Genomic DNA, 26309 nt, shown 5'->3' with positions numbered 1-26309 from the left:
CAAAAAACCAAACCGCGTCAGGGCGGCCCCTGGTCGTCGGCCGCAACCCCTCCATGAGTTGCGCCGGGCGCCACGGCAGCCATACTCACAGGCAGACCCCTGACGATCGGCCCTACCGGATGCTTACGATGACCGCACGGGAACGTTCACCAGACCACCGGGAAGATCCGCTCCGCTACCGGCTGGCGCTGCGCCTGGGGCCGGTGCACGCGCGTCAGCGCCTGGGGCTCGAGGACGCCGCCGAGGCCCGGCTGTTCGATCCGGACCGGCACCGGTTCCACCTGGAGAACCTGCTCAACGCGCCGGGGCTGATCCGTGCCTGCCTGCGCCTGGCCGGCCTGTATCGCCGGGCCCAGGCCAACAGCCGTCGGCTGGCCACGGTGCATCACCGGTTTATTGTGCCCACCCTGCCGGCCGCCTTTGAGGGATTCCGCCTGCTGCATCTGACCGACCTGCACGTGGACATGGACGAGGCAAACCTGCAGGCGGTGATCGACACCATCGCGCCGCTGGAGTACGACCTGTGCGTGCTCACCGGCGACTACCGCCAGAAAACCTTCGGCCCCGTGGACGACGCCATCGCCGGTATGGCCCGGCTGCGGGAGGCGATTCGCGGTGACGCCTTTGCCGTGCTCGGCAACCACGACAGCGTGCGTATGCTGCCGCCGCTGGAAGACCTGGGCTACCGCCTGCTGATGAACGAGATGGTGCCCCTGGTCCGGAGCGGCCACCATCTGTACCTGGCGGGCGTCGACGATGCCCACTATTACCGGGCCCACAACCTCCAACGGGCGGGTGACGACATTCCCGAAGGCGCCACCAGCATCCTGCTCAGCCACACGCCGGAAATCTGGCGGGAAGCGGCCCACGCCGGCTTTGATCTGTACCTGTGCGGCCACACCCACGGCGGCCAGCTCTGCCTGCCCGGCGGCATTCCCATCACCTTGGACGCCGACTGCCCGCGCCGCCTGGGCCGGGGCTATTGGCAGGCCAACGGCATGCAGGGCTACACCTCACCGGGAGCGGGCACCTCGGTGCTGAACGTGCGCCTGAACTGCCCGCCGGAGGTGACCGTGCACACGCTGACCCGTGGCCCGGACTGAGCCACCGCCATCAGTGGGGCTGCCGGCGAATGCCAAGGCGATACAGCAGCGGGGAAAACACAATGTTGGACAGCGCAAACAGCGCTACCACCGCCAGCGCCTCAAGCCACCCCAACGGCAGCCAGAGCAGGGCGAAGCCCATTGGCAACGCCGCCTCCGGCAGTTGATCCAGGCCCAGGGCGCGGGCGCTGGAGGCCAGGCCGCGGCGGCGTTTGAGAAAGCTGCTGATCAGATCCCCTAACAAACCGAGCACGCCGAATACCAGGCCAAATCCGGCCCCCAGGGCCATCAACGCCGAGCCCGCCGCGCAGGACAGCGCCCCCGTGACGAGCCCGCGCCACGTCTTGCTGGCGCCGAACACCGGGCGCCCGTCCCGCCACAAACGGCCACCGTCGATGGGCCACTCCCACCGCTGCTTCAGCAAGCGGGCGGCAATCACCGGGGCGCCGTTGGCCAGCACCAGCAGCAGGTACAGCTCGACGGCCAGCATCACGGCATCGGCGCCTCCATCCCGTCGGAGCGGCCGGTCAGGCCAGCCCGCCCTTGGTCAGCTTGAGCGGATCCATCAGGCTTTCCAATCGGTCCCGGCTCAGGCCGCTGCGTTCTTCCGCCACATCAATGATCGGCCGCCCGGTGCGGTAGGCCTCCTTGGCGATGTCTGCCGCCAGGCTGTAGCCGATTTCCGGATTCAGGGCCGTCACCAGCACCGGGTTGCGGCCGACGCCGTCGTCCAGGTTTTTGGCGTTGACGGTAAAGCCGCTCAGGGCCTTGTCCGCCAGAATACGGGCGCTGTTGGTCAGCAGCTCCGTCATATCCAGCAGGTTGCCTGCCACCAGGGGCAACATGACATTCAGCTGAAAATTGCCGGATTGGCCGGCAATCGCGATGGCACTGTCCAGGCCAAGCACCTGGGCGCCTACCATGGCCACGGACTCCGGAATCACCGGGTTGACCTTGCCCGGCATGATGCTACTGCCCGGCTGCAGGGCCGGCAGCTGAATCTCCGCCAGCCCGTGGATCGGGCCGCTGTTCATCCAGCGCAGGTCGTTGGCGATCTTGGTCATCACGATGGCCAACCCACGCAGTTGGGCGGACGCCGCCACCGGGCCATCGATGGCGCTCTGGCCGACAAACTTGTGGCCGAGACTCCGGAACGCCCGGCCAGTGTCATCCGAGAGTTCGGCAACGAAGGCTTCGGCGAACTCGGGGGACGCGTTCACCCCGGTACCCACCGCCGTGCCGCCCTGTGGCACCGCCAGCAGGCCGTCGGCGGCATCGTGCAGGCGCTCGCTGGCCATGACCACTTGCTCACGCCAGGTCCGCAGCTCCTGGGCGACGGTGACTGGCATCGCGTCCATCAGGTGGGTTCGGCCGGTTTTTACCTGTCGCTCGAACTCCTGCTCACGGTTTGCCAGCACCTCGGCCAGATGCGCCAGCGCCGGCCGCAGCCGTTCTTCGATCGCCAGCACCGCGCTCACGTGGATGGCGGTGGGAATCACATCGTTGGAGCTCTGGCTCATGTTGACGTGGTCGTTCGGGTGCACCTCCGCACCGGCCTTGACCGCCAGCGCCGAGATCACCTCGTTCACGTTCATGTTGGTGCTGGTGCCGGAGCCGGTCTGGTAGCGATCCACCGGAAACTGGTCGCCGTGTTCGCCGGCAATGAGTGCGTCACAGGCCTTGACGATGGCGTCCTTGCGGGCGCCATCGAGCAGGTCGAGTTTGGCATTGGCGCGGGCGGCCGCCTTCTTGATGTGGGCCACCGCCTGGATGAAGGCCGGCGGTAGCGGCTGGCCACTCACCGGGAAATTCTCGACAGCCCGCTGGGTCTGGGCGCCCCAGAGCGCGTTTTTGGGCACGCGCACCTCGCCCAGGCTGTCCTTCTCCACCCGGTATCCCGAGCTGGTGGCTGTCGGGGAAGTCGATGGGTTGGTCATGGGCCCTCCTGTCCTCGGATGGTTGATGGCTGTTCCTTTACCTTACGCCTTGAGGCTACGATCCCCATAGGGGTTTGTATCAACCCGACCCGGAACGAGAGCGGGGCCCCGAAAGGCCCCGCTGCAGGTATTGCCGACCGCCCGGATCAGAAGAAGCCGAGCGGATTGATGTCGTAGCTGACCAGCATGTTCTTCGTCTGCTGGTAGTGCTCCAGCGCCATTTTGTGGGTTTCCCGGCCAACACCGGACTTTTTGTAGCCGCCGAACGCCGCGTGCGCCGGATAAGCGTGGTAGCAGTTCATCCACACCCGACCGGCCTGGATTCCCCGCCCCATGCGGTAGGCCCGGTTGGTATCCCGGGTCCAGACGCCGGCCCCGAGGCCGAACTCCGTGTCGTTGGCAATGGCCAGGGCTTCTTCTTCCGTCTTGAAGGTAGTCACACCCACCACCGGCCCGAAGATTTCCTCCTGGAAGACGCGCATCTTGTTGTCGCCCTTGAACAGGGTCGGCTGGATGTAGAAGCCGTCGTTAAATTCCACGCCCAGATCGGCCCGGCCACCACCGATAAGCACCTGGGCACCCTCCTGCTTGCCGATTTCCAGGTACGACATGATCTTGTCGAACTGCTCGCGGGAGGCCTGGGCACCCACCTGCACATCGGTATCCAGCGGGTTACCTCGCTTGATGGTCTTGGTGCGGGCGACGACCTTCTCAATGAACTCGTCGTACATGTCCTCCTGGATCAGCGCCCGGGACGGGCAGGTGCACACCTCGCCCTGGTTGAAGAACGCCAGCACCAGGCCTTCCACGCACTTGTCCACGAACGTCGGCTCCGCCTTCATCACGTCCGAGAAGTAGATGTTGGGGGATTTGCCGCCCAGCTCCACGGTGGACGGGATGATGTTCTCGGCCGCGCACTTGAGGATGTGCGAGCCCACCGGGGTGGAGCCGGTGAAGGCGATCTTGGCAATGCGTTTGCTGGTGGCCAGGGCCTGGCCGGCCTCGTTGCCGTAGCCGTTAACGATGTTGACCACCCCAGGCGGCAGCAGGTCACCGATGATTTCCATCAGCATCAGGATGGACGCCGGGGTCTGCTCTGCCGGCTTGAGCACGGTGCAGTTGCCGGCGGCCAGGCACGGACCCAGCTTCCAGCAGGCCATCAGAATCGGGAAGTTCCAGGGAATGATTTGCCCCACCACGCCCAGGGGCTCGTGGAAATGGTACGCGACGGTGTTCTGGTCGATTTCCCCCATGTGCCCTTCCTGGGCGCGAATGCAGCCGGCGAAGTAGCGGAAGTGGTCCGCTGCCAGGGGAATGTCAGCGTTGAGCGTCTCACGGACCGCCTTGCCGTTGTCCCAGGTCTCGGCCACGGCGAGTTTTTCCAGGTTGGCTTCAATGCGATCCGCGATTTTCAGCAGGATATTGGAGCGCTCCTGAACGGAGGTTTTGCCCCAGGCCGGTGCCGCCTTGTGGGCCGCATTCAGGGCCAGCTCGATATCCTCGGCGCCGGAGCGGGGAATCTGGCAGATGACCTTGCCGGTCACCGGCGTGATGTTGTCAAAATACTCGCCCTTCACCGGAGGCACCCATTCCCCGCCGATGTAATTTTCATAGCGGGATTTGAAGGAAACGACAGCGCCGTCCTGCCCGGGTTGTGCGTAAATCATGATGTCCACCTCATTGTTGTGTTTGTCGGAGGGAAACGCGAACACGCGTTTAATACATCAATGTAGACCCTGCAGACAGATACGTGAACTCGTCGGTGGATTTGTGAATTACCGTTCAGTAACGAGCTTTTTGAATGCAGGATAACGGGGAAATTAACGGCGGGTCGACTGGACCAGTAAGCCGGATAACGCGTCGAGCTCGGCGAGACAGCCGACCACGAAGGCCTCTGGACCGGCCAGAATCGACTCATCCGCGACCACGCCAAACTGCACCTGCCCGGCGTAGCTGACAATGCTGATGCCCAACCCGATGGCCCCTGCCTGGGGCACCCAGAACATCTGCTCCGTAATCTTGCAGCCCGCCAGATAGCGAGGCTGCGACGTGCCTGGAACATTGGAAATGACAGCGGATGCCTTGCGGGACAGGAGGTCCACGGCGGGACGTCGGACCGCCTCCGGCAACAGCGCCGCGCTGGCGGTCAGCGCCCAGGCCACGCCGGGCTGCCAGCTTGCCTTGAGCCGGCGGGTTTCCTGTTTGAGCCGGTACAGCCGCTCAAGGGGGCTATGGCCATCCACCGGCAGGGGAACGAACACCGTACCAATCCCGTTGCCCAACTGCCCCGGCGCCGGGGACAGCTCCGGTGGCAGCCGGTGGCGGATGTCCACGGGATTAGCACCGTGCAGCACCGCCTGCTCCAGGGCTTCCGGCGAAAGCTGCAACCGTTCCCGGAGCGCGCCGGTCACGCAGGCCAACAGCACGTCGTTGATGGTGGTGTGGGCGGCGCGGGCCACGTCCCGGAACTGCGTCAGGGGCACCGGCGCCGACCACCGGCATTGTCGTCGGCCCAGCAGCGGGCGTCGCAGCGCCGACGGCGAATCCTGTGCAGACACCGCCAGCCCGCTGGCTTCGTGCACCAGGCGCAGGCTGTTGCCGGTAAACCGCTCCAGCAGGTCGAGGGCGCGAGCGGGCACGTCCGCGCCCGACGTGTTCGGCGCCGACACAAGTTCCGCATCCCCGGCACCCGTCACCGGCCCGACGGAGTCCGCCAGCCAACGCTGGGCGGCCTTCAGCCAGCGCTGCAGATCACCGGTCTCCGGGGCGCCGTAGACTGCGGGTGGCTGGCGGGGCGACGCCGGGCAGATCTGCTCAAATACCGACAACAGGGCCATGCCATCGCCGTAGCAGTGGTGCAGGCGCAGCACCAGCGCGGCGCCGCCTTCGGCGTTCGGCGCCAGCCAGAACTTCCAGAGCGGTCGCCGCCGGGGCAGGGGCTGATTCAACCGGGCGGATACCCAGTCCTGCAGTTGGGCGGGCGTGAACCGGTCCAGCGCCACGTCCAGATGGTGGCGCAGGTCAAACTGTGGGTCCGGCTGCCAGGCCCAGCCGGCCACGCCTGCCACCGGCACCCGGCGGAAACGTTCCCAGGCCAGCCAGTAGTGCGCCAGGAACGAGCGCAGCCGGGGCGCGGTCAATCCGTCAACCCGAAGCATGACCGTGATGGTCATGGGATTGTCCGGGCGCTCCAGGGCAAGCCAGGCTGAGTCCGCGGGCAGCAGGAGATGCGTTTGCTCTTGGCTCAAACCTGAAAGTCCCCGGATCCGTGGCGCAGCGAAGGTGGGTCAGTACAAACCGAAACCGGCATTGTGCCAGACATGCTCCAGGGTCTCCATACACCGGCCGGGGTGCCGCCAGGCCATCGGAACGGTTGGCCAAATGGGACACTTGTCGGTACGTTACAAAAGTTTACATATTGGCTACGGTTCAGCCCTATACTGGTTATAAGGCCTGGTGCGATGGTTATGACAACGCATTACGGGTCATCCATTGGCTGCGATTTCACGAAAATAAGGTATCGAGCGCCAATACCCGACCCTCACCATCGCGGTACAACTGGGTTGCCGGCATCGACCCCGTGTTGACACTTGTCCTGCGGTGCCGGAAGGAGAGCCGTTATGAAAGCGAGCCATGTCCGCAAGCTGATCAAGCCCATAGAAAGCGCCTACTCGGAAATGTTTTCCGGGCGGGTCTACCGCGTGGGCAAGGGTGCCGTGTCCGTCCGCAATCACAGCGGTGTGGCGGAGCAGACGGTCATTGGCGTGCACGGCTTTCTGGAAAACCACTGCTACTTCACCCAGGCCTACGAGGGCCCGCACACCGAGCTGATCCTGCTGACCTGCAGCAACTACCATATTCCGGTCAACGGTGTGACACCTGAGACGCCGGACTGGGAAGTGCCCATCAAACACCTTGAAGGCACCATCGAGTACGACGCCTGCATTCTGAACCAGGCTCTGCAGAACCTGCCCAGCACCGACAACGTGCGCATCCACGGCCATTCCCGGGGCGGCGCGGTGATTCTCGAAGCGGCAAAACAGTGGCCGGAGCTGTACGAGAACGTCGAGGTGGTGCTGGAGGCGCCGGTGCTGCCCCAGGGCCGCCTGCACGCGCTGGTGACCATGCTGCTGGAGCCGGTCAGCCACGGCATGTGGCCCTGGCTGATCCGCTTGATCAACAGCGCGCCGCAATCGGCTTACGGCCAGACTTTCTTCGGCAAGATGAATCCGCGCAAGCGCCAACTGCTGGGGCATCTGTTTTCCGCCACCCGGGACCACCTGACCATCGTGCGCAACATCGAGAACATCATGGACTGGATGGCCCGCACGGACACGTCCGTTTACGAGCTCCTGGACCAGGGCACCTTCCTGATTCCGGCGGTGGACCGTATTCTGGACCGATCCGCCATGCTGGCCAGCGCCCGCCAGAGCCCAACCACTCTACGGATTGTGGAAACCGAGGCGCCAAGCCACTTCATCACCCTGGACAGCAAGGAATGGGTCCCGGGCTTCGAGACCCTGCCGGCGGCCGCCGAAGGCTGAGCCGCCGTTTCAGCGGCTCGCACCTTCAGCCGGCGATGATCTGGTCCAGCTGGGCGTGAATTTCCTGCTCGATGCGGGATTTGAACGGGCGCAGCATCAGGCCCAGCTCCAGCCGCACATGCAGTTCCGCCGGGGTAATGTTCAGCGCGCCTTTCACACCGCTGCGCTTGAACGTCATCACGTCGCCCTCCCACCGGTAATGCACGTCAAACTGCCGGGACAGATCCCGGGCCAGGGTTTCGGCAGCATCGCGGGCTTGCGCCTGGTCAAGGGCGTGAGAACGGCGGACATCAATTACGGACATGAATCGGATTTCTCTTGCTGGAGGAAACGGCCCTACAGTGTAAGGCGCGATTAATCCCGGAACCACCCTTGTAGCCGCCCCGGCAACCGTTAGAATACGGGTTCAGATACTGACAGGACACCTTCCATGAGCGATCAGCAAACGCCGGCCGGACCCGGGCAGGACGACGTCACCCACTTCGGTTTCCGCAACGTGCCGAAAAGCCAGAAGGCGGGCCAGGTGGCGCAGGTCTTCCACAACGTGGCGGGCAAATACGACCTCATGAACGATTTGATGTCCATGGGCATCCACCGGCTCTGGAAGCGCTTCACCATCGAGCTGTCCGGAGTTCGCCCGGGCCACCACGTGCTCGACATCGCCGGCGGCACCGGCGACCTGACCATGAAGTTCTCCGACCTGGTGGGCCCCACCGGCCAGGTGGTGCTGGCGGACATCAACGCGTCCATGCTGCAGGTGGGCCGCGGCCGCCTGGAAGACCGGGGCTACGCTGGCAACATCGAATACGTGCAGGCGGACGCCGAGCACCTGCCGTTCCCCGACAACCACTTCAACGCCGTGTCCATCGCCTTCGGCCTGCGCAACGTTACCGACAAGGACCAGGCCCTGCGGGACATGGCCCGGGTGCTCAAGCCCGGTGGCAAACTGATGATCCTGGAATTCTCCAAGCCCACCAACCCGTTGCTGAGCAAGGTCTACGATACCTACTCGTTCAACGCCCTGCCCCTGATGGGTCAGTTGGTGGCGGGCGACAGCGAGAGCTACCGTTACCTGGCCGAGTCCATCCGTATGCATCCGGACCAGGACACCCTCAAGGGCATGATGGAGCAGGCCGGCCTGGTGAACTGCAAGTACCATAACATGACCGGCGGTATTGTCGCCCTGCACGTGGGAATCAAGCCCTGATGCGGCCAGGCCCCACCGCCCTCGCCGCCGTCAGCGGCGCCGTTGAGCGCGCCCTGAACCGGGCCCTGGCGATGGACCCGGCGGGCCGGCAGGCGCTGTTGCCGGCGCTGGACCAGCCGGTGCGGGTGGCACTGACCGCGCCCGTTGAGTTTGCCCTGACCCTGTCCCGTCACGACGACCGGGTTCGAGCCACCAGCCAGGACGATGCCCCGCCAGCCCTGACCCTGTCCGGCCGGCCGTTCGGCCTGCTGGCGTTCGTGTTCGGGGACGCCCGGGCCCTCATCGATGGCCGGATTACCGTCGACGGCGACGCCGACCGGGCGCGGCAGCTTCAGCAGGCGCTCACCCGCCTTGATCCGGACTGGGAAGGCGCACTGGCCGAGCACCTGGGCGACCTGCCGGCGCATTTTCTTGGGCGGCGGGTCCGCCAGGCCCTTACCTGGGCCCGCCAGGCCGCGGGGGCCATGACCGCCAACGTGGAGGAGTACCTGCACGAAGAGAGCAGCGCCCTGCCCGGCCGCCGTGAACTGCAGGCGGGCTTCGACGACATCACGGCCCTCACCGATCGGGTAGACCGTCTGCGAGAGCGCATCGACACCCTGGCATCCCGGGAGGGCCTGTGACCCGCCTGAGTCGCCTGCTCCGCATTACCTGGGTCGTCTGCAAATACCGGCTCGACACCTTTCTGCCCCTGGCCGAACTGCCGATGCCGCTGAGGGTGCTGTTCCTGCTGGCCCCGTGGCATGTTTTCCCGGTACCTGACGCGTCCCGTGGTGATCGCCTGCGCCGGGCTCTGGAGGAATTGGGGCCGGTGTTTGTCAAATTCGGCCAGATTCTGTCCACCCGCCGGGACCTGCTGCCGGACGACATGGCCGAGTCCCTGAAGTACCTGCAGGACCGGGTACCGCCCTTCTCCGGCGAGATTGCCCGCGGCATCATCGAGGACGAACTGGGGCGACCCGTCGGCCAGTTGTTTTCCACCTTTACCACGGACCCCATGGCCTCCGCCTCCGTTGCCCAGGTGCACGCCGCTACCCTGCACAATGGCCAGCCGGTGGTGGTGAAGGTGCTGCGGCCGGGCATTGAGCGGGTCATCCACCAGGACCTGGCGCTGATGTACCTGATGGCCGGCCTGCTGGAGCGATACTGGTCCGAGGGGCGTCGACTGCACCCGGTGGAGGTGGTGGCGGATTACGACGCGACCATTCACGACGAACTGGACCTGCAGCGGGAAGGCGCCAACGCCAGCCAGCTGCGCCGTAATTTCGACAACAGTTCGCTGATCTATATCCCTTTCATCGACTGGGACTTTACCCGCAAACGGGTGCTGGTGATGGAGCGCATCGAAGGCATTCCCATTGCCGACGTGGACGCGCTCCGGGCCGCCGGCGTTAACCTCAAGGTGCTGGCGGAGAAAGGCGTCGAGATCTTCTTCACCCAGGTGTTCCGGGACAGCTTCTTCCACGCCGACATGCACCCGGGCAACATCTTCGTGGACACCCGAAACCCGGCAGACCCGAAGTACATCGCCATCGACTTCGGCATTGTTGGCACCCTCGCGCCGGACGACCAGAGCTACCTGGCCCGCAACCTTCTGGCCTTCTTTAAACGGGACTACCGTCAGGTGGCGCAATTGCATATCCAGTCCGGCTGGGTGCCCTCCGATACCCGGGTGAACGAATTTGAGGCCGCCATCCGGACCGTGTGCGAACCCATTTTCGAACGCCCCCTGAAAGACATTTCCTTCGGCCACTTCCTGCTGCGCCTGTTCCAGACCGCCCGCCGGTTTAACATGGAAGTGCAGCCTCAGTTGGTGCTGCTGCAGAAAACCCTGCTGAACGTGGAAGGCCTGGGCCGGCAGCTTTACCCGGAACTGGACCTGTGGAGCACCGCCCAGCCGTTCCTCGAAAACTGGATGCGCCAGCGCCTCGGGCCGGCTGGTGTGCTCAAAACCCTGCAGGCCGAACTGCCCTCCTGGCTGGAGCAGACCCCGGAAATGCCGCAGCTGGTGCACGATGCCCTGGCCGCTCTGCGCCACGCCGGCACCAACGGCGATCAGCGCGCCACCGTGGCCTACCTGCGGGAACAGCAGGCCCGAAACGACCGTCGCTGGCGACGTCTGGGGCTGGCCGGCGTGCTGGCCGTAGCCGCTCTGATTGCGGCCCGGCCGGAGGCCCGCCTGTGGCTGGAATCGACCCCGGCCGTCAGCTGGGGCTTGCTGGCGATGGCCGGCGTGCTCATACTCCGCAGCGGCCGCTAACGTTTGATCTTCAGGAAACGCCCATGGACAACACACCCACTTCCGGAGCCGATACCCACTGGCTCGACGCCGTTCAATGGACCGCCGACGGGCTGGTACCCGCCATCGCACAGGATGCCGCCACCGGCGAGATCCTGATGATGGCCTGGATGAACCGGGAAGCCCTGGCGCTGACCGCGGAGGAAGGCCAGGCGGTTTACTGGTCCCGCTCCCGGGGGAAGCTCTGGCGCAAAGGGGAATCCTCCGGGCACCAGCAGGTGGTCCGGGCCATTCGCCTGGACTGCGACGCCGACGTGGTGCTGCTGAAAGTGGAACAGAAGGGCGGCATAGCCTGTCACACCGGCCGGCGCAGCTGTTTTTACCGGGCCCTGGAAGACGGGCAGTGGGTCACTGTGGAGCCGGTTCTCAAAGACCCTGGCGCCATCTACGGTACGCCCTGACGCACGCGCCGAGACACCCTGACGCACTCTGACCAAACACCCCGAGGAGCCCCCGTGAACGACGTACTTGAACGCCTCGCCCAGGTTCTGGAAGCCCGAAAGGCCGCTGACCCGAACACCTCCTACGTGGCCAGCCTGCACGCCAAGGGACTGAACAAGATCCTCGAGAAAGTCGGTGAAGAATGCACGGAGACGCTGCTGGCGGCCAAGGACGCCGAGCACAGCGGTGATACCAAAGACCTGGTGTATGAAACCGCCGACCTCTGGTTCCACTCGCTGGTGATGCTGTCAAACCTGGGCGCGGGCCCCACCCAGGTGCTGGATGAACTGGCCCGTCGTTTTGATCTGTCCGGCCTGGACGAAAAGGCCTCCCGCGAGCAATAGGCGCGCGGCGCGGGCCGGCTGTGGTAACGTAAACCAAGGCCACTGTCACCTGAGCCACCAACATAACGTGAGGGTTCCCGAATGGGTATCAGCATCTGGCAACTCCTGATCGTGCTGGGCATCGTCGTCCTGCTGTTCGGAACCAAGAAACTGCGCAATATCGGCAGCGACCTGGGCGGTGCCATCCGCGGTTTCAAGAAATCGATGAACGACGAGGAAAGCCGCCCCGCCGACGGCAACCATTTGGAGCGCCGGAACGACACCGCCGGCTCCGAAACGGACAACGACCCGCGGGACAAGCCCGGCCGCTGAGCCGGACCGTCCCCAGGCCGCTGTACGCCCCCTGACACCACGCCAGGCAAGAGATCGCCGAATGTTCGACATTGGCTTTACCGAGCTGCTGCTGTGCGCCGTGATTGCGCTCCTGGTTCTCGGGCCGGAACGGCTGCCGGAAGCCGCCCGGGCAGCCGGGCGCTGGGTGGGCCTGGTCCGGCGTACGGTTCGCCAGTTCACCCGGGAACTGGATGAACAGCTCAAGGCCGACGAACTGCGCGAGGAGCTGCGTAAAGCCGGCGACATTGGTCTGGACGACGTCCGCAAGACCGTGGACGACGCGCTGGCGGAAGCCAAACGTTACGAACACCGGATTCTCCCCGCCGAGCCATCCACAAAGCCATCCGCAACGTCCGGCGATGACCGGCCGGACGCCCGCCCATGACAGCATCGCAAGACCAGGGCCCGGCGCCGGACAGCACCCCGGATATGCCACTGATTGAGCACCTGCTGGAGCTGCGCAACCGGCTGCTGAAAATGGTGTTGGCGGTGCTGCTGTGCTTCGCCGTCGCCTACCCGTTCGCCAATACGCTCTACCTGTGGCTGAGTGAGCCGCTCCGGGCGCTGTTGCCAGCCGGGCAGACCATGATCGCCACGGACGTCACCTCACCGTTTTTTGCGCCCCTGAAACTGGCGCTGGTGGTCTCCGTGTTCACGGCCATACCGGTAATTCTGTACCAGCTCTGGCGCTTTATTGCCCCGGGCCTGTACGCCCATGAGAAGCGCCTGGCGTTTCCCCTGCTGTTTACCTCGGTGCTGCTGTTCTACGCCGGCGCCGCCTTTGCCTACCTTGTGGTGTTTCCCCTGGTGTTCGCGTTTTTCACCGCCGTCGGGCCAGAGGGCATCCTGTCGCTTCCGGACATCAACAGCTACCTGAATTTCGTGCTGAAAATGTTCTTTGCCTTCGGCGTGGCCTTCGAGATCCCCATCGCCACCGTACTGCTGGTGCTGGCCGGCCTCACCACGCCGGAGGCCCTGGCCCGGAAGCGGCCCTACGTCGTGGTCGGCTGTTTCGTGGTGGGCATGCTGCTGACGCCACCGGATGTGATTTCCCAGACCCTGCTTGCGGTGCCCATGTGGGTGCTGTTTGAAATTGGTGTGCTGTTCAGCCGGTTGGCCCGTCGCCAGGCCCGCGAAGACACGGAGCCGACGGAGCCATGAACCTGGCCCTGCTGTTCGACGAGGACCTCACCGGTGAGGGCGAGGCTCGCCTGACCGGGCGACGGCTGGCGCACCTGCGCACGGTGCTGGGAGCGGACGTGGGCGACCGGGTGCCGGTGGGACGGGTCAACGGCGACCTGGGTTCGGCGGACGTGGTCCGGCTGACGGACGAGTACGCCGATCTGCGTTTTACCCTGGACCAGCCACCGCCGGCCCCGCTGCCCCTGACCCTGGTGCTGGCCATGCCCCGGCCAAAGATGTTCCGGCGGGTGCTGCAGACCTGCGCTGCGCTCGGGGTAAAAGACCTATGGCTGATTCACAGCCTGAAGGTGGAAAAGAGCTACTGGCAGACCCCGTGGCTCTCGGAGAACCACCTCCGGGAGAACCTGACCCTGGGCCTGGAGCAGGCCAAAGACACGCTCATGCCCACCGTGCACGTCCGCAAGCGCTTCAAGCCCTTTGTCGAGGATGAACTGCCGGCGCTCACCGCCGGCCGGCGGGCACTCGTGGCCCATCCGGGCACGGACACACCCTGCCCGACCTACGTGAACGGCCCCACCCTGCTGTGCATCGGTCCGGAAGGCGGATTCATTGCCTATGAAGTGGACAAACTGGTCGAAGCCGGCTGTGAGCCGGTGCACCTGGGCCGGCGCATCCTGCGGGTGGAAACCGCCGTGCCGGTCCTGGTAGGCCGCCTGTTCGACGCCTGCGCGCCTGTTTACTGAGCCTTACGCGCCTGCCAGAGGCGAGACAGCGGGGTAATGACCGCCACCAGCACCGCCCCCGCCGCCAGGCCCACCACCGCATCCGCCAGCACCGTCACTGCGCCAACAGGCGCCACCGGCACCGCCTCGGCGATGTGGTGAATGGCCTCGGAGAGCATTGGCAGCCCGTGCACCAGGATGCCGCCACCCACCAGAAACATGGCAATGGTGCCGAGGATCGACAGGGTTTTCATCAGCCGTGGCGCCAGCCACAGCAGGCCGTAGCCCAACTTCTGGGCAAACGCACCGGCGCGGCGGGTCAGATACAGGCCCAGGTCATCCAGCTTGACGATCCCCGCCACCAGCCCGTAAACCCCGAGGGTAATCAGCACCGCCACGATGGCGAGGACCGCGAACTGCATGCCGATGGTCTGCTGACTCACCGTGCCCAGGGTAATCGTGATGATCTCCGCCGACAGGATGAAATCGGTGCGGATGGCGCCCCGGATCTTGTCCTTCTCAATCTCCCTCAGGTCCGTGTCCGGGTGGTCCAGCGCGTCCCGGAGTGCCTGTTTGTGGGGCGCATCCTCCTCGTGGGGGAACAGGCTATGGGCGACTTTCTCGAAGCCTTCGTAACTCAGGTAGGCGCCGCCGATCATCAGCAGCGGAATCACCAGCCAAGGGGCAAAGTAACTGATGGCCACGGCCGCCGGCACCAGAATCGCCTTGTTCACCAGGGAGCCCTTGCACACGGCCCACACCACCGGCAGTTCCCGGGCCGCGCGCACGCCGCTGACCTGTTCCGCGTTAAGGGCCAGATCGTCGCCGAGCACGCCGGCGGTCTTCTTGGTGGCCGCCTTGGTCATCAGGGACACGTCGTCCAGAAGCGTGGCGATGTCGTCGATCAGGGCAAGCAAACTGCTGGCTGCCATCGGCAAGGTCCTTTTTGTCGAGGTGAATGTGGTTGTCAAAATGGATGTTGAGTTGCGCCGTGGTGGCCACCGGTAGCCGTCATGCCGTGGGTTGGGCCGGGTCAGTCGACTATCCCCATGGCCTGGGCTGCCAACCGGTGCTTGATTGCCGGCCGACCATCCAACCAGCGCATACCGGCATTGCGCAGCCACCGTACCGGCAACTCTTCCCGCGCAAATAGGCGCTTGAAACCGTCCATGGCCACCATCATCGCCAGGTTATCGCCCTTCCGGCGGCGCTGGTAGCGGCCCAGCACCAACGGGTCGGCCGGGGCCAGGCCCAGGGAGCGGGCCCGGGCCAGTTCCTCCAGCAGCACCCGCACGTCGGCATAGCCGAGATTGGCGCCCTGGCCGGCCAGCGGATGGATGGTGTGGGCGGCGTCGCCGATCAGCGCCAGGCGATCACCCACATACGTTTTTGCGTGGCGCTGGCGAAGCGGGAACGAAAATCGGGCAGACACCGCCTCCACCTCACCGGTGGCGTGCTCAATGGCCACCCCCAGCGCCTGGCGGAAGGCGTCGTCGTCCAGGGCCATGAGCGAGCGGGCCACCGCGGTGTCCTGGGACCAGACGATGGAGCAATAGCGGCGGTCACCGTCATCGTCCAGTAGCGGCAGAAACGCCAGCGGGCCCGTGGTGGCAAAGCGCTGCCAGGCGGTAAACCGGTGGCAGTCCCGGGTTCGGACCGTGCACACAATGGCGTCCTGATCGTAATCCCACTCCCGGGTCGGCAGGCCCGCCCACTGCCTCAGCCGCGACTGGGGACCATCGGCCCCGACCACGAGGGACGCGGACAGCACCTGGCCGTCCGACAGGGTGAGCGCTCCGCCGGGTTGCCAGCGCTGAACTTGAACGCCATCGATCAACGTCACCGAGGTGTCGTTCAGGGCCCGCATCAACCCGATCACCACCTGACGGTTCTCGATGATCGTGCCCAGGGCGTCCGCGTGGAGTTCAGCGGCCTCAAACCGGATACGGCCGGTGCCGTCGCCGTCCCAGACCACCATATCCTGATAGGGGCAGTGGCGTCCGGCGACGATGCCAGGCCAGGCGCCCAATTCGGTCAGCAGGCGCTCACTCGCCGGCGACAGCGCGCTGACCCGGGCCTCAAAACCGTGCACATCCGCCGCCGGGGCCATCGGCCGGGTGAGTTCCTCCCGGCTGGCGCTCTCCACCAGCGCGACGCGCCAACCCTGGTGGGCCAGGCCAATGGCGGCGGCGGTGCCGGTCAGGCCGGCGCCGACCACAAGAATATCGAATCTTTGCCCGGCGGTGTCACTGGTCATGGCGCGTCATATTTCCATTGCCTGCGGGGTTTGAGGAACGGCTTGGCAGTGGGTTTGGCGTCTGGCCAAGCACCGGCTTACGGCCGCCAACCCCCATGGCTCGACGGGCAAACCAGCGCTTGGCACCCGGCAGCAGATCCAGCCCCACCAGGCCCGCGTCCCGGGCGGTACTCACCCAGGGTTGGTCTGGCCCGAACAGGCGGATCAGAGAATCGGAGAATCGGACGGTTTGCTGCCAGTCCCGTCGGTGGGCGTCCTGATAGGCCTGGAGCACCGGCAGCGCGCCGATGGGCTGGTCGGCGGCGACGGCGGTCCGAAACTGCTCTACCAACGTCATCAGGCCTCGAAGCGCCAGGTTAAACCCCTGGCCGGCCACCGGATGCAGGGCGTGGGCCGCGTTGCCCACCAGCGCCACGCCAGGGCGGACGGCGTTGTCGACGGTGATCAGGCGTAGCGGGTAATGGTGGCACTCGCCCATGCGGGTAAAACGACCAAGGCGCCAGCCAAACCTGGCCTGCAGGCGGGCGCACCGGTCCGCCTCGGACAGCGTCAGCAGCGCGTCCAGTTCGTGTTTCGGCAGTGTCCAGACCAGGGCCGAGCGGCGTCCGGGCAGATCCGGAGACCCCTGGGGCAGCAGCGCCATGGGGCCGGCGTCGGTAAACCGTTCGTAGGCGGTGAAGCCATGGGTCTCTTGGGTGGTGACGTTGGCAATCAGCGCGTGCTGGGCGTAGTCCTCGGTATGGGTCACAAACCCCAGGGCTTCCCGCAGGCCGGACCGACCGCCGTCGGCGACCACCAGGCAGCGGGCGCTCAGGCGCTCTTCGGTGCCGTTGTCAGACACGGTCACCGTGACCCCATCCGGCGTCGGCGCCATGCCCGTTACTTCCGCCGGCGCCCGCCACCGTACGCCGGTGTCCGCCAGGGCGCTCATCAGGCACAGGCCCATCCAGCGGTTATCGACCACGTAGCCAAGGGCGTCCTGGCCGTGATCGCGGGCGTGCAGGCGGGTCGCGCCAAAATGGCCCCGATCGGAAACGTGAATGTGGCGGATCGGTGCCGCATGGGCGGACAGCTGCGCCCAGAGCCCCAGCGCGTCAAAGACCCGACGGGAACCCCAGGCGAGTGCGGTCGAACGGGCGTCGTAGCTGGGCTGGTAATCCGCCGGCAGGGCATCGGCGGCGAGCGGAAACCGCTCCACCACGGTCACCCGCAGGGACGGCACTTCACGGGCTAGCGCCAGCGCGAGGGTGGCGCCGGCAAGGCCGCCGCCGGCGATGATCAGGTCCGTATCGGTGGCGTTCACCGGTCAGCCCGCCATCAACGCTTCAATGTCCGCGACGGTCTTGGGCGCGTCGTCGGTGAGCACGCGGCAGCCGTCTTTGGTGACCACCACGTCGTCCTCGATGCGAATGCCGATGCCGCGCCACCGGGCGTCCACCCGGGTGTTGTCCGGGGCCACATACAGGCCCGGCTCCACCGTCAACACCATACCCGGTTCCAGCTCCCGCCAGGCGTCTCCTACCCTGTAGTCCCCGACATCGTGCACATCCAGGCCCAGCCAGTGGCCGGTACGGTGCATGAAGAACGGCCGGTAGGCTTCCTCTTCCAGGGCGTCGTCCAGGGTGCCGGAGAGTAGCCCGAGGTCAATCAGACCCTGGGTGAGCACGTTCAGCGCCGCCTCGTGGGGCCGGTTCCAGTGATTGCCGGGGCGCACCGCCTCAATGGCCGCCAGCTGGGCCGCCAGCACCACCTCATACAGCGCCCGCTGCTCCGGACTGAAACGACCGTTGACCGGGAAGGTTCGGGTAATGTCCGAGGCGTAGCACTCCAGTTCGCAGCCGGCATCGATCAGCACCAGATCGCCATCCTTCAGGGGCGCCTGGTTGACAATGTAGTGCAGGATGCACCCGTTGGCGCCGCCGCCGACGATGGAGGGATAGGCGGTGGAGCGGGCGCCATGCTCCATAAAGGTGTGCAGCAGGGTGGCCTCGAGGTTGTACTCGTGGCCACCCTGGCGGGCCCGGAGCATGGCGTTGCGATGGGCCTGGGCACTGATCTGGCCGGCCCGGGCCATTACCTTGATTTCCGCCGGGCTCTTGAACAGGCGCAGCTCGTGCAGCAAGTGCTCCAACGCGACGAACTCGCCGGGGGGATGGGCACCGGTGCGCACCTTGCTACGGATGGTTTTGACCCACTCCATGACCTGGTGATCAAAGGCCGCGTCCCGTCCCAGCGGGAAGTAAATGCGACTGCGGCCCTCGATCATGCCCGGCAGAATGTCATCGATATCGGAAATGGGGAAGGCATCGTCCAGCCCGTAGCGTTCGATGGCGCCTTCCGGGCCGACCAGGAAGCCGTCCCACAGTTCTTTCTCGGGGTTACGCTCCTTGCAGAACAGCACCGCCTCACCGTGCTCGCGGCCGGGAATCAGGGCCAGCACCGCGTCCGGCTCGCCAAACCCGGTCAGGTACTGGAAGTCGCTGTCCTGGCGATAGGGGTGCAGCACATCCCGGTTACGGGTCCGTTCCGGGGCGGCCGGCAGAAGTGCGATGCTGTCCGGCGCCATCTGCTCCATCAGCCGGCGGCGGCGGTCGGCAAATTCCTTCATGGCAATCATCGATGACATAGCCCTCTCCTGTGCGACAGCCCGGATCAGTGCAGGGTCGGCGTGTGGTTGGCCGGCCGTTCCGGGGCGTTGAATTCGGTGAATACGGCCAGGGCGCCCAGGCGGACGTACTCGGTAATCTCAAGCAGTTGCTGCTCGGATTCCTCATCGCCGTCCTCATCGTCGGCGAGCTGGCTGATCGCAACCAGATCCTCAATCAGTTCGCGGATTTCATCCGGGGCCTCCCCGAGTGAGGCGCCGGCGGCCATGGCCATCCCTTCGAGAAATCCGCGCACCCAGGCCACCAGGGCTTCCAGGCGCTGTTCAATGGCGTAGTCGTCGTCCGGCAGCAGCGGGTAAAAGCTCATGTCCGACGCTTTCAGCAGGGACAGGGTCTGCTCGTAAGCGCGGTTCATGAACGGCGCCAGGTCGTCCGACTCGTCGGCGGCGGAGTCCGGCAGCCCCATGTGTTCACACACCAGCGTCAGCCAATCCGGCGACTCGATCCGGTGACCGGCGGCCAGGCGGCCACACAGCACGCCGTGCAGCTCGGAAGGGTGGCTGAAGGCCTGATGGGCGGTAAAGACGTTGGCCCAGCGCTCGAATTCTGCCGCCCGGGAGGCGTTGCTGGTCCGATCGGAATCTGACATGAAAATCCACAATCCTGTCGCGTTGAATGGGCCTCTATCCTAGCATTCGCTGGCAGCCATGGCACTCGCTTCCGCCAGCCCCGGGGCCCGCCGTCAGTGACGTCCGTCACGCCGGTCAGGCCATGACAGCCCTGTAAATTGACCGACTTAGCGTCCACACTTATAGTGCATTGAAGTTATTGTCACCGACGTTGGGCAAACCATGGAACAGTCCGAAGTACACGCCTTGGCGGACAAGCTGGATCGGCTGATTGAGCGCTGCCAGGAGCTGGAGAGGGACAACGCCCTGCTGCGGCGTCTGCAGGACGACTGGAACCGGGAGCGGGCCCAGCTCGTTCACAAGAACGATCTGGCCAAGAGCAAGATCGAAGCCATGATTGGCCGCCTGCGGGCCCTGGAGCAGCATTGATGGCAGCGTCATCCACCACCCTCGAAGTGAAAATCCTCGACAAGGAATATCTGGTCGCCTGCCCGGAGGAAGAGCAGGACGCACTGCTTCGCGCCGCCCGCCACCTGGACCGCAAAATGCGGGAGATCCGCGCCAGCGGCAAGGTCTTCGGACTGGAGCGCATCGCCGTCATGGCGGCGCTGAACATCACCCACGAATTGCTCGAGCAGGATTCCATGTCCGACGCCACCAGCGCCCTGCTGCGGGCCATGGACCACAAGCTCAATGACGCCCTGGGCGAGCCTGAAAACGGCTGATCGCCCGAAGGGTGTTGCAATCGGCCCCGCGAATGCCCGTATAATGAGCCGTACTTCCTGGGCTGTTCGCGAAGGTCGGATACGTCCTCGAGCCGATGCGCACTACCCAGGTGGCTACTTCAGGGCATTGTGAGCACGTCCCCTCACGGGGAAAGCCTAATATGTCACAGCGGCCACCGACCTTGAACTTTGGGTTCAAGGGCCATATCCGATAACGGCAGCCCGGGAAGCTTTATTTGTGAATGCCCCCGTCTCCACCGGTCCCGAGCCGGACCAGACGCCCGACCGCAACACCCTGCGCCGGGATCTCAGGCGCCAACGCCGCGCCCTTTCCTTTGAACAGCAAGCCTCCGCCGCCGAACGACTCGCGCTGAATCTGTTGCGCAACCCGGATCTGTACCGGGCGCGACACATTGCCATATACCTGCCCAACGACGGCGAGATTGACCCGCACCGGTTCCTGGAAGCTGCCCGTCCGCGGGGCGTGCAGTTCTATCTGCCAGTGTTGCACCCGCTGCATCAGGGCCGATTGGTGTTCAGCCCTTATCAGGACGGCGTGGTGCTGCGCCCCAACCGCTTCGGCATTCCCGAGCCGCCGTTCGAGCACGGGCTGGCGAGACCGCCCTGGGCGCTGGACGCGGTGCTGTTTCCCCTGGTGGCGTTCGATGACGCCGGCGGGAGACTGGGTATGGGCGGCGGGTTCTACGACCGGACCTTCGCCTTCAGCCGCGTGCGTCCCCGGCTGGCGCCAAAGCTGATCGGCCTGGCCCATGATTTCCAGAGAGTGGCGGCGCTGCCGCTGGAGCCCTGGGATGTGCCGCTGCACAGCGTGGTGACGGATCGGGGGTATTACCGGTTCTGAAGGGGCTGTACACGCCGTTTGAAAGAGCCGTGACAGGCGCTGCGCTACAAGCAGCGTGTGTTCAGCGTTAGTCGTTGATGGCTCGGCCGGCGGCGTACACCTCGGCTTGCAGGGCGCCGAAATTGACGCTGTTTTCCAATCGGGGCTTGCTATCGGACGCCTGGAGAGTCGTGAAACCGGTGATCAACAGACCCACGGCAAAAATGACCACGATGGCTTTGAGAATGTCAGGCCGCCCGCCCATGCTTGGAAATCCTTCCTGAAGACTGGCGGCGACCGCCGCCAGCGTGCGTTGATAATTGACCGAAAAATCAGAAGACTATTCTTGTTTTCGAGAATTAGACGAAAGACTAACAGCAAACCGGTTTTTTACAATTTTTGACGGATTACCGTTAGGTAATTTTTTGCCCGGCGCCGTTCCCCGCCCCCAAAAACAGGCGGTAGGCGGCGTTATCCGTCATGTTCTCGTAGCGAAAGCCGATTTTGTTGAGCATTTTCTCGAAATCCGCGACCTCCGGATCGTCCACCTGAGCCCCCAGCAGAACCCGGCTGTAGGCGGCCCCGTGATTGCGGTAGTGGAACATGGAAATGTTCCAACGGGTGCCCAGGGACATCAGGAACTTGAGTAGCGCGCCCGGGCGCTCCGGAAACTCGAACTGGTAGACCTTCTCATTACTGATGGACGGCGCGTGCCCGCCCACCATATGGCGCAGGTGCTGCTTGGCCAGATCGCTGTCGGTCAGGTCCATCACACCGTAGCCGTTCTCCTGCAGATCCCGCACCAGGTCTTCACGGCCGTGGCCGCCAGCCTGGATCTGGATACCCACGAATATGACCGCCTGCTCCGCATCGGCGTAGCGGTAGTTGAACTCGGTGATACTGCGCTTGTGCAGGGCATTGATAAACGACTTGAACGCACCCGGCTTCTCGGGGATGGTCACCGCCAGGATCGCTTCCCGCCGCTCGCCGATCTCGGTGCGCTCGGAGATGTAGCGCAGCCGGTCAAAGTTCATGTTGGCGCCGCTCAGGGTGGCCACGAGGTTCTCGCCCTCGATGCCTTCCCGCTCGATGTACTTCTTGATACCGGCCACGCCCAGCGCCCCCGCCGGTTCGGCGATGGAGCGGGTATCCTCGAACACGTCCTTGATGGCGGCGCAGATCTCGTCCGTGGACACGGTGATCACCTCGTCCACATGATCCTTGCAGATCTCCCAGGGGTACTTGCCGATCTGCTTGACGGCAACGCCGTCGGCAAAGATGCCCACTTCATCCAGTACCACCCGCTTGCCGGCCTTCATGGCGGCCTGCAGGCAGTTGGAATCGTCCGGTTCCACGCCGATGACTTTCACTTCCGGCCGCAGGTACTTGATGTAGGCCGCCATGCCCGCGATCAGGCCGCCGCCGCCGACGCAGATGAACACCGCGTGGATGGGCTTGCTGCACTGCCACAGGATTTCCATGGCCACCGTGCCCTGGCCGGCGATCACATCCGGATCGTCGTAGGGCGGGATGTAGGTGTAGCCGTGTTTTTCGATCAACTCCTGGGCGTGGGCCGCGGCTTCATCGAACGCATCGCCCCGCAGCACCACCCGGGCGCCGTGGTCCCGGACTGCCCGAACCTTGATCTCCGGTGTGGTCTGGGGCATCACGATCACCGCCTTGATGCCCAACACCTTGGCGGCCAGCGCCACACCCTGGGCATGATTTCCGGCGGAGGCGCAGATCACGCCCTTGGCTTTCTGCTCTTCGGACAGTTGCACCATCCGGTTGTAAGCGCCGCGAATCTTGAAGGAGAACACCGGCTGAAGGTCTTCGCGCTTGAGCAGAATGTTGTTGCCAAACCGCTTCGACAGGCTGCGGGCTTCCGTCAGGGGTGTCTCGATGGCCACGTCATAGACGCGCGCATCAAGGATCTTCTTGATGTAACGTTGCGGCATAACTATCCCGGTTGGTTGATGAAACTGCGGGGAAAACCGACAGTGTAGAAACTTTGACCGCCAGCCGTCTATATGCAGCCGGGCCGGGCCGCTATAATGGGCGCGAAATCCCCACGCGATCACACCGATCACGGGCCCACTCACGTCCAACCCCAACCGGAGCGCGACATGACCCAGGACGAACTCAAGCAAGCGGTGGCCCGGGCGGCCATCGACTACATTGCACCGAGGCTGAACAAGGACAGCATCATCGGCGTGGGCACCGGCAGTACCGCCAACTTCTTCATTGACCAGCTTGCCGCGCTGAAAACGCACTTCGACGGCGCCGTGGCCAGCTCCGAGGCCACCGCCGAGCGCCTCCGCGGCCATGGCATTCCGGTGTACGACCTGAACAACGCCGGCACCCTGGAGTTTTACATTGACGGCGCCGACGAAACCAACGAGCGGCTGGAGCTGATCAAGGGCGGCGGCGCGGCACTGACCCGGGAGAAAATCGTCGCGGCGGCCGCCAAGACCTTCATCTGCATCGCCGACGAATCCAAGCTGGTGGGCGTGCTCGGAGACTTCCCCCTGCCGGTGGAAGTGATCCCCATGGCGCGCAGCTACGTGGCCCGGGAAATCGTTCGCCTCGGCGGCGACCCGGTGTATCGGGACGGCGTGACCACGGACAACGGCAACGTAATCCTGGACGTGCACAACCTCGACATCAGCCGCCCCATCGTGATGGAAGAGACCCTGAACAACATCGTCGGCGTGGTCACCAACGGCCTGTTTGCTCGCCGCCCGGCCGATCTGTTGCTGCTGGGTACCGCCAACGGCGTACGCAGCATCCCCCGCAAAGGCATTTGACGGCGCCGCCCAGCTCGCACCGTCAACAGCGACGCTGGCTTTTCAGGCCAGCGTCTTTTTTTTGCCTTCCGATCTATACCAAGCGCTTGCTTGGTTACTTGCTTCCGGCGAGACTGACGGCAGATGCATTCTCTGCTTTCGGGAGTCCCGACCGTGACCGACTATTTCAACGAAACCCACGAACAGGTCCGCCACACCGCCCGCCGGTTCGTCCAGACCCACATACTGCCCTACATCAACGATTGGGAAGAGGCAGGCGAATTCCCCCAGGACCTGTACCGTCTGGCGGGAGACGCCGGCCTGCTGGGCATCGGCTTTCCGGAAGCCCTGGGCGGCGTCGGCGAAGGGGACGTGTTCATGAAGGTCGCCGCCTCCGAGGAACTGATGCGCTCCACCTCCGGCGGCCTGGTTGCCGGCCTTGGCTCCCTGGACATCGGCCTGCCGCCGGTGGCCCGCTGGGCGCAACCCCACGTGCGCGAACAGATTGTCCCGCCGGTGCTGCGAGGCGAAAAAATCGCCGCCCTGGCAATCACCGAACCGGGCGGCGGCTCGGACGTCGCCAACCTGAAGACCCGCGCGGTGCGGGACGGCGACCATTACGTGGTCAACGGCAGCAAGACGTTCATCACCAGCGGCATCCGTGCCGATCACGTCACCGTGGCGGTTCGCACCGGCGGCGAGGGTCACGGCGGCATCAGCCTGCTGCTGATCGACAAAGACACGCCGGGCTTTACCACCGGACGCAAGCTTAAAAAAATGGGCTGGTGGGCCAGCGACACCGCCGAGCTGTTTTTCGAGGACTGCCGGGTGCCTGCGGACCGACTGATCGGCGCCGAGAACGCCGGGTTCATCGCCATCATGAGCAACTTCCTCTCGGAGCGTCTGATGCTGGCCATCATGGCGTACATGACCGCGCAGCTGGCCTACGAGGCCGCCCGGGACTATACCCGGGAACGCCAGGCGTTCGGTCGGTCCGTCAGCGGCTTTCAGGTGACTCGCCATAAGCTGGTGGAAATGGCCACCCGCATCGACGTGGCCCGGGAGTACACCTACCGCTGCGCCGCCCTGATGCAGGCGGGCAAGAACCCGATCCAGCAGGTGGCCATGGCCAAGAACGTCGCCGTCGAGGCCTGCGAGTTCGCCACCCGGGAAGCGGTGCAACTGTTCGGTGGCATGGGGTACATGCGGGAGTCCGTGGTGGAGCGCCTGTACCGGGACGCGAAAATCCTGTCCATCGGCGGCGGCACGGACGAGATCATGAAAGAGCTGATTGCCAAGCAGCTTCGGCTTTGACTCTTTCCTGCTTGTTTAGGGCGGGGAGTCTCAGGACTGCGAGTTGGGAGGAGGGCCCTGCCGGGGCACCCTGCCCAAAACGCGCTCCTTCGGCACGTCCATGTGACGCTTGGTCGCCGCCATCCCTGGCGGCTCACAGTTTTGGGCAGGGTGCCCCGGCAGGACCGTCTGGAACTTTTGCCAGTCGCGATTGGATAAAACAGCCATTCATCGGGCTGGCCATTGCGCCGTCCGGATTTTCTGTTCATCAACGCTGACCGGCTTCGCCATACTGATAAGCACCTGAGCAGACACGCACCAAGCTCTGGGCGTAGATCTGGATCGCTGGTCCGAAAACGTGGAGCGCCAGGGATGGCGCGACCGAGCCCTACATGGACGTATTCACGGGCGCTTTTCGGACCAGCGATCCAGAGCTACGCGGACTCCAAGTCAGGCGATTCCGCCAAAGACCATGGTTTAGTTTCGAACCGAAAGAGACTGCCGTATAATTGCGCGCACTTTTTGATCGCAGTTCCACCCATTTCTGCAGGAAGGACCAACCATGATTTTTGACAACATCCCCGCTGGCAAGAACCCGCCGGAAGACATCTACGTTGCCATCGAAATTCCGGCCAACAGCTCACCGGTGAAGTACGAACTCGACAAAGACATGGGCGCCCTGCTGGTGGACCGGTTCATGGCCACCCCGATGTTCTACCCGGCCAACTACGGCTTTATCCCCCACACCCTGGCCGACGACGGCGACCCCCTCGACGTCCTCGTGGTTACCCCGTACCCGGTACAGGCCGGCTCCGTGATTCGCTGCCGCCCGGTGGGCATCCTGAACATGGAAGACGAAGCCGGCGGTGACGCCAAGCTCGTCGCCGTGCCCCACGACAAGCTGACCCAGAGCTACCACAACGTCAAAGACGTGGACGATCTGCCTGCCCTGCTGCGGGACCAGATCCAGCACTTCTTCGAAAACTACAAAACCCTCGAGCCCGGCAAGTGGGTGAAGGTACAGGGTTGGGACGACGCCGCCGCCGCCAAGCAGGCCATCGTCGACGCCGTTGCCGCCTACCAGAAGTAAGGCATAACG

At 64.8% G+C, this 26309-nt stretch carries 29 protein-coding genes and 1 other RNA gene; 18 read left to right on the top strand and 12 right to left on the bottom strand.

The window, feature by feature from the left end; genetic code table 11:
* Positions 1–128 precede the first annotated feature (128 nt).
* Complete coding sequence (locus V3388_RS01885) at positions 129–1103, top strand: metallophosphoesterase (RefSeq protein WP_336365821.1); 975 nt, start codon at positions 129–131, stop codon at positions 1101–1103.
* Between the two features lie 10 nt (positions 1104–1113).
* On the opposite strand, the gene V3388_RS01880 is transcribed toward V3388_RS01885, so the two are convergent.
* The 4 genes from V3388_RS01880 to V3388_RS01865 all read right to left on the bottom strand — a co-directional run bounded on the left by V3388_RS01880 (position 1114) and on the right by V3388_RS01865 (position 6288).
* A complete protein-coding gene (locus tag V3388_RS01880) occupies positions 1114–1593 on the bottom strand; it encodes a CDP-archaeol synthase (RefSeq protein WP_336366449.1) in 480 nt (159 codons plus the stop codon).
* Between the two features lie 37 nt (positions 1594–1630).
* Positions 1631–3040: a class II fumarate hydratase gene (locus V3388_RS01875; RefSeq protein WP_336365820.1), complete on the bottom strand. Its 1410-nt coding sequence runs from the start codon at positions 3038–3040 to the stop codon at positions 1631–1633.
* Positions 3041–3186: 146 nt separating this feature from the next.
* Positions 3187–4707, bottom strand: a complete 1521-nt coding sequence (gene exaC / locus V3388_RS01870; protein ID WP_336365819.1) for an acetaldehyde dehydrogenase ExaC — start codon at positions 4705–4707, stop codon at positions 3187–3189.
* Between the two features lie 153 nt (positions 4708–4860).
* Complete coding sequence (locus tag V3388_RS01865) at positions 4861–6288, bottom strand: WS/DGAT domain-containing protein (protein ID WP_336365818.1); 1428 nt, start codon at positions 6286–6288, stop codon at positions 4861–4863.
* 372 nt (positions 6289–6660) lie between these two features.
* On the opposite strand from V3388_RS01865, the gene V3388_RS01860 reads away from it, so the two are divergent.
* Complete coding sequence (locus tag V3388_RS01860; protein WP_336365817.1) at positions 6661–7584, top strand: alpha/beta hydrolase; 924 nt, start codon at positions 6661–6663, stop codon at positions 7582–7584.
* A gap of 25 nt (positions 7585–7609) precedes the next feature.
* Here the strand turns inward: V3388_RS01860 and V3388_RS01855 are convergent, their stop codons facing one another.
* Positions 7610–7888 (bottom strand): polyhydroxyalkanoic acid system family protein, encoded by a 279-nt coding sequence (locus V3388_RS01855; RefSeq protein ID WP_336365816.1) that lies wholly within the window; start codon positions 7886–7888, stop codon positions 7610–7612.
* Between the two features lie 126 nt (positions 7889–8014).
* Between V3388_RS01855 and ubiE the strand changes: the two genes are divergently transcribed.
* From ubiE to V3388_RS01810, 9 genes are all read left to right on the top strand, one after another.
* Complete coding sequence (gene ubiE / locus V3388_RS01850; protein ID WP_336365815.1) at positions 8015–8791, top strand: bifunctional demethylmenaquinone methyltransferase/2-methoxy-6-polyprenyl-1,4-benzoquinol methylase UbiE; 777 nt, start codon at positions 8015–8017, stop codon at positions 8789–8791.
* Complete coding sequence (locus V3388_RS01845) at positions 8791–9414, top strand: ubiquinone biosynthesis accessory factor UbiJ (protein ID WP_336365814.1); 624 nt, start codon at positions 8791–8793, stop codon at positions 9412–9414. The genes ubiE and V3388_RS01845 overlap by 1 nt, the downstream gene beginning before the upstream one ends.
* Positions 9411–11051: a ubiquinone biosynthesis regulatory protein kinase UbiB gene (gene ubiB, locus V3388_RS01840; RefSeq protein ID WP_336365813.1), complete on the top strand. Its 1641-nt coding sequence runs from the start codon at positions 9411–9413 to the stop codon at positions 11049–11051. The genes V3388_RS01845 and ubiB overlap by 4 nt, the downstream gene beginning before the upstream one ends.
* A gap of 23 nt (positions 11052–11074) precedes the next feature.
* The gene (gene hisI / locus V3388_RS01835) at positions 11075–11491 is read left to right on the top strand and encodes a phosphoribosyl-AMP cyclohydrolase (protein ID WP_336365812.1); all 417 of its coding nucleotides are present in this window, start codon (positions 11075–11077) and stop codon (positions 11489–11491) included.
* A 54-nt stretch (positions 11492–11545) separates the two neighbouring features.
* Positions 11546–11875 carry a phosphoribosyl-ATP diphosphatase gene (locus V3388_RS01830; RefSeq protein WP_336365811.1) on the top strand — a complete coding sequence of 110 codons (330 nt, stop codon included), beginning with the start codon at positions 11546–11548 and terminating at the stop codon, positions 11873–11875.
* Between the two features lie 81 nt (positions 11876–11956).
* Positions 11957–12187, top strand: coding sequence for a Sec-independent protein translocase subunit TatA (tatA, locus tag V3388_RS01825; RefSeq protein ID WP_336365810.1), 231 nt, complete (start codon positions 11957–11959; stop codon positions 12185–12187).
* Positions 12188–12248: 61 nt separating this feature from the next.
* A complete protein-coding gene (tatB, locus tag V3388_RS01820) occupies positions 12249–12593 on the top strand; it encodes a Sec-independent protein translocase protein TatB (protein WP_442915597.1) in 345 nt (114 codons plus the stop codon).
* The gene (tatC, locus tag V3388_RS01815) at positions 12590–13369 is read left to right on the top strand and encodes a twin-arginine translocase subunit TatC (RefSeq protein WP_336365809.1); all 780 of its coding nucleotides are present in this window, start codon (positions 12590–12592) and stop codon (positions 13367–13369) included. Before tatB ends, tatC begins: the two co-directional genes overlap by 4 nt.
* A complete protein-coding gene (locus V3388_RS01810) occupies positions 13366–14094 on the top strand; it encodes a 16S rRNA (uracil(1498)-N(3))-methyltransferase (RefSeq protein WP_336365808.1) in 729 nt (242 codons plus the stop codon). The genes tatC and V3388_RS01810 overlap by 4 nt, the downstream gene beginning before the upstream one ends.
* Here the strand turns inward: V3388_RS01810 and V3388_RS01805 are convergent.
* The 5 genes from V3388_RS01805 to V3388_RS01785 all read right to left on the bottom strand — a co-directional run bounded on the left by V3388_RS01805 (position 14088) and on the right by V3388_RS01785 (position 19585).
* Positions 14088–15005, bottom strand: a complete 918-nt coding sequence (locus V3388_RS01805; RefSeq protein ID WP_336365807.1) for a DUF808 domain-containing protein — start codon at positions 15003–15005, stop codon at positions 14088–14090. The genes V3388_RS01810 and V3388_RS01805 overlap by 7 nt on opposite strands.
* Positions 15006–15106: 101 nt before the next feature.
* Positions 15107–16330 carry an FAD-dependent monooxygenase gene (locus tag V3388_RS01800; protein WP_336365806.1) on the bottom strand — a complete coding sequence of 408 codons (1224 nt, stop codon included), beginning with the start codon at positions 16328–16330 and terminating at the stop codon, positions 15107–15109.
* The gene (gene ubiH / locus V3388_RS01795; RefSeq protein WP_336365805.1) at positions 16320–17633 is read right to left on the bottom strand and encodes a 2-octaprenyl-6-methoxyphenyl hydroxylase; all 1314 of its coding nucleotides are present in this window, start codon (positions 17631–17633) and stop codon (positions 16320–16322) included. The genes V3388_RS01800 and ubiH overlap by 11 nt, the downstream gene beginning before the upstream one ends.
* A 3-nt stretch (positions 17634–17636) precedes the next feature.
* Positions 17637–18956: a Xaa-Pro aminopeptidase gene (pepP, locus tag V3388_RS01790; RefSeq protein ID WP_336365804.1), complete on the bottom strand. Its 1320-nt coding sequence runs from the start codon at positions 18954–18956 to the stop codon at positions 17637–17639.
* A 26-nt stretch (positions 18957–18982) separates the two neighbouring features.
* Complete coding sequence (locus tag V3388_RS01785) at positions 18983–19585, bottom strand: UPF0149 family protein (RefSeq protein ID WP_336365803.1); 603 nt, start codon at positions 19583–19585, stop codon at positions 18983–18985.
* A gap of 202 nt (positions 19586–19787) precedes the next feature.
* Between V3388_RS01785 and V3388_RS01780 the strand changes: the two genes are divergently transcribed.
* From V3388_RS01780 to V3388_RS01765, 4 genes are all read left to right on the top strand, one after another.
* Entirely contained in the window at positions 19788–19994 is a 207-nt protein-coding gene (locus tag V3388_RS01780; RefSeq protein ID WP_336365802.1) for a TIGR02449 family protein, read from the top strand.
* Positions 19994–20290: a cell division protein ZapA gene (locus V3388_RS01775; protein ID WP_336365801.1), complete on the top strand. Its 297-nt coding sequence runs from the start codon at positions 19994–19996 to the stop codon at positions 20288–20290. Before V3388_RS01780 ends, V3388_RS01775 begins: the two co-directional genes overlap by 1 nt.
* 51 nt (positions 20291–20341) lie before the next feature.
* A non-coding RNA gene (gene ssrS, locus V3388_RS01770) (6S RNA) lies at positions 20342–20523 on the top strand.
* A gap of 5 nt (positions 20524–20528) precedes the next feature.
* Positions 20529–21152, top strand: a complete 624-nt coding sequence (locus V3388_RS01765; RefSeq protein WP_336365800.1) for a 5-formyltetrahydrofolate cyclo-ligase — start codon at positions 20529–20531, stop codon at positions 21150–21152.
* 67 nt (positions 21153–21219) lie between these two features.
* Here the strand turns inward: V3388_RS01765 and V3388_RS01760 are convergent, their stop codons facing one another.
* Both V3388_RS01760 and ilvA read right to left on the bottom strand, forming a co-directional pair.
* Positions 21220–21396, bottom strand: coding sequence for a hypothetical protein (locus V3388_RS01760; RefSeq protein ID WP_336365799.1), 177 nt, complete (start codon positions 21394–21396; stop codon positions 21220–21222).
* A gap of 148 nt (positions 21397–21544) precedes the next feature.
* Positions 21545–23089 (bottom strand): threonine ammonia-lyase, biosynthetic, encoded by a 1545-nt coding sequence (gene ilvA / locus V3388_RS01755; RefSeq protein WP_336365798.1) that lies wholly within the window; start codon positions 23087–23089, stop codon positions 21545–21547.
* Between the two features lie 168 nt (positions 23090–23257).
* Here ilvA and rpiA point away from each other — a divergent pair, with 168 nt between their 5' ends.
* From rpiA to ppa, 3 genes are all read left to right on the top strand, one after another.
* Positions 23258–23938: a ribose-5-phosphate isomerase RpiA gene (gene rpiA / locus V3388_RS01750; protein WP_336365797.1), complete on the top strand. Its 681-nt coding sequence runs from the start codon at positions 23258–23260 to the stop codon at positions 23936–23938.
* 153 nt (positions 23939–24091) lie between these two features.
* Positions 24092–25231, top strand: coding sequence for an acyl-CoA dehydrogenase family protein (locus V3388_RS01745; protein ID WP_336365796.1), 1140 nt, complete (start codon positions 24092–24094; stop codon positions 25229–25231).
* A 541-nt stretch (positions 25232–25772) separates the two neighbouring features.
* Positions 25773–26300 (top strand): inorganic diphosphatase, encoded by a 528-nt coding sequence (gene ppa / locus V3388_RS01740; protein WP_336365795.1) that lies wholly within the window; start codon positions 25773–25775, stop codon positions 26298–26300.
* The last annotated feature ends 9 nt before the right edge of the window (positions 26301–26309 follow it).

Source organism: Marinobacter sp. C2H3 (assembly GCF_037080155.1).
In the GTDB taxonomy this organism is placed as follows: domain Bacteria; phylum Pseudomonadota; class Gammaproteobacteria; order Pseudomonadales; family Oleiphilaceae; genus Marinobacter.
Note: the sequence above shows the minus strand (reverse complement) of the source record. Positions and strands in the feature narration are given on the sequence as shown.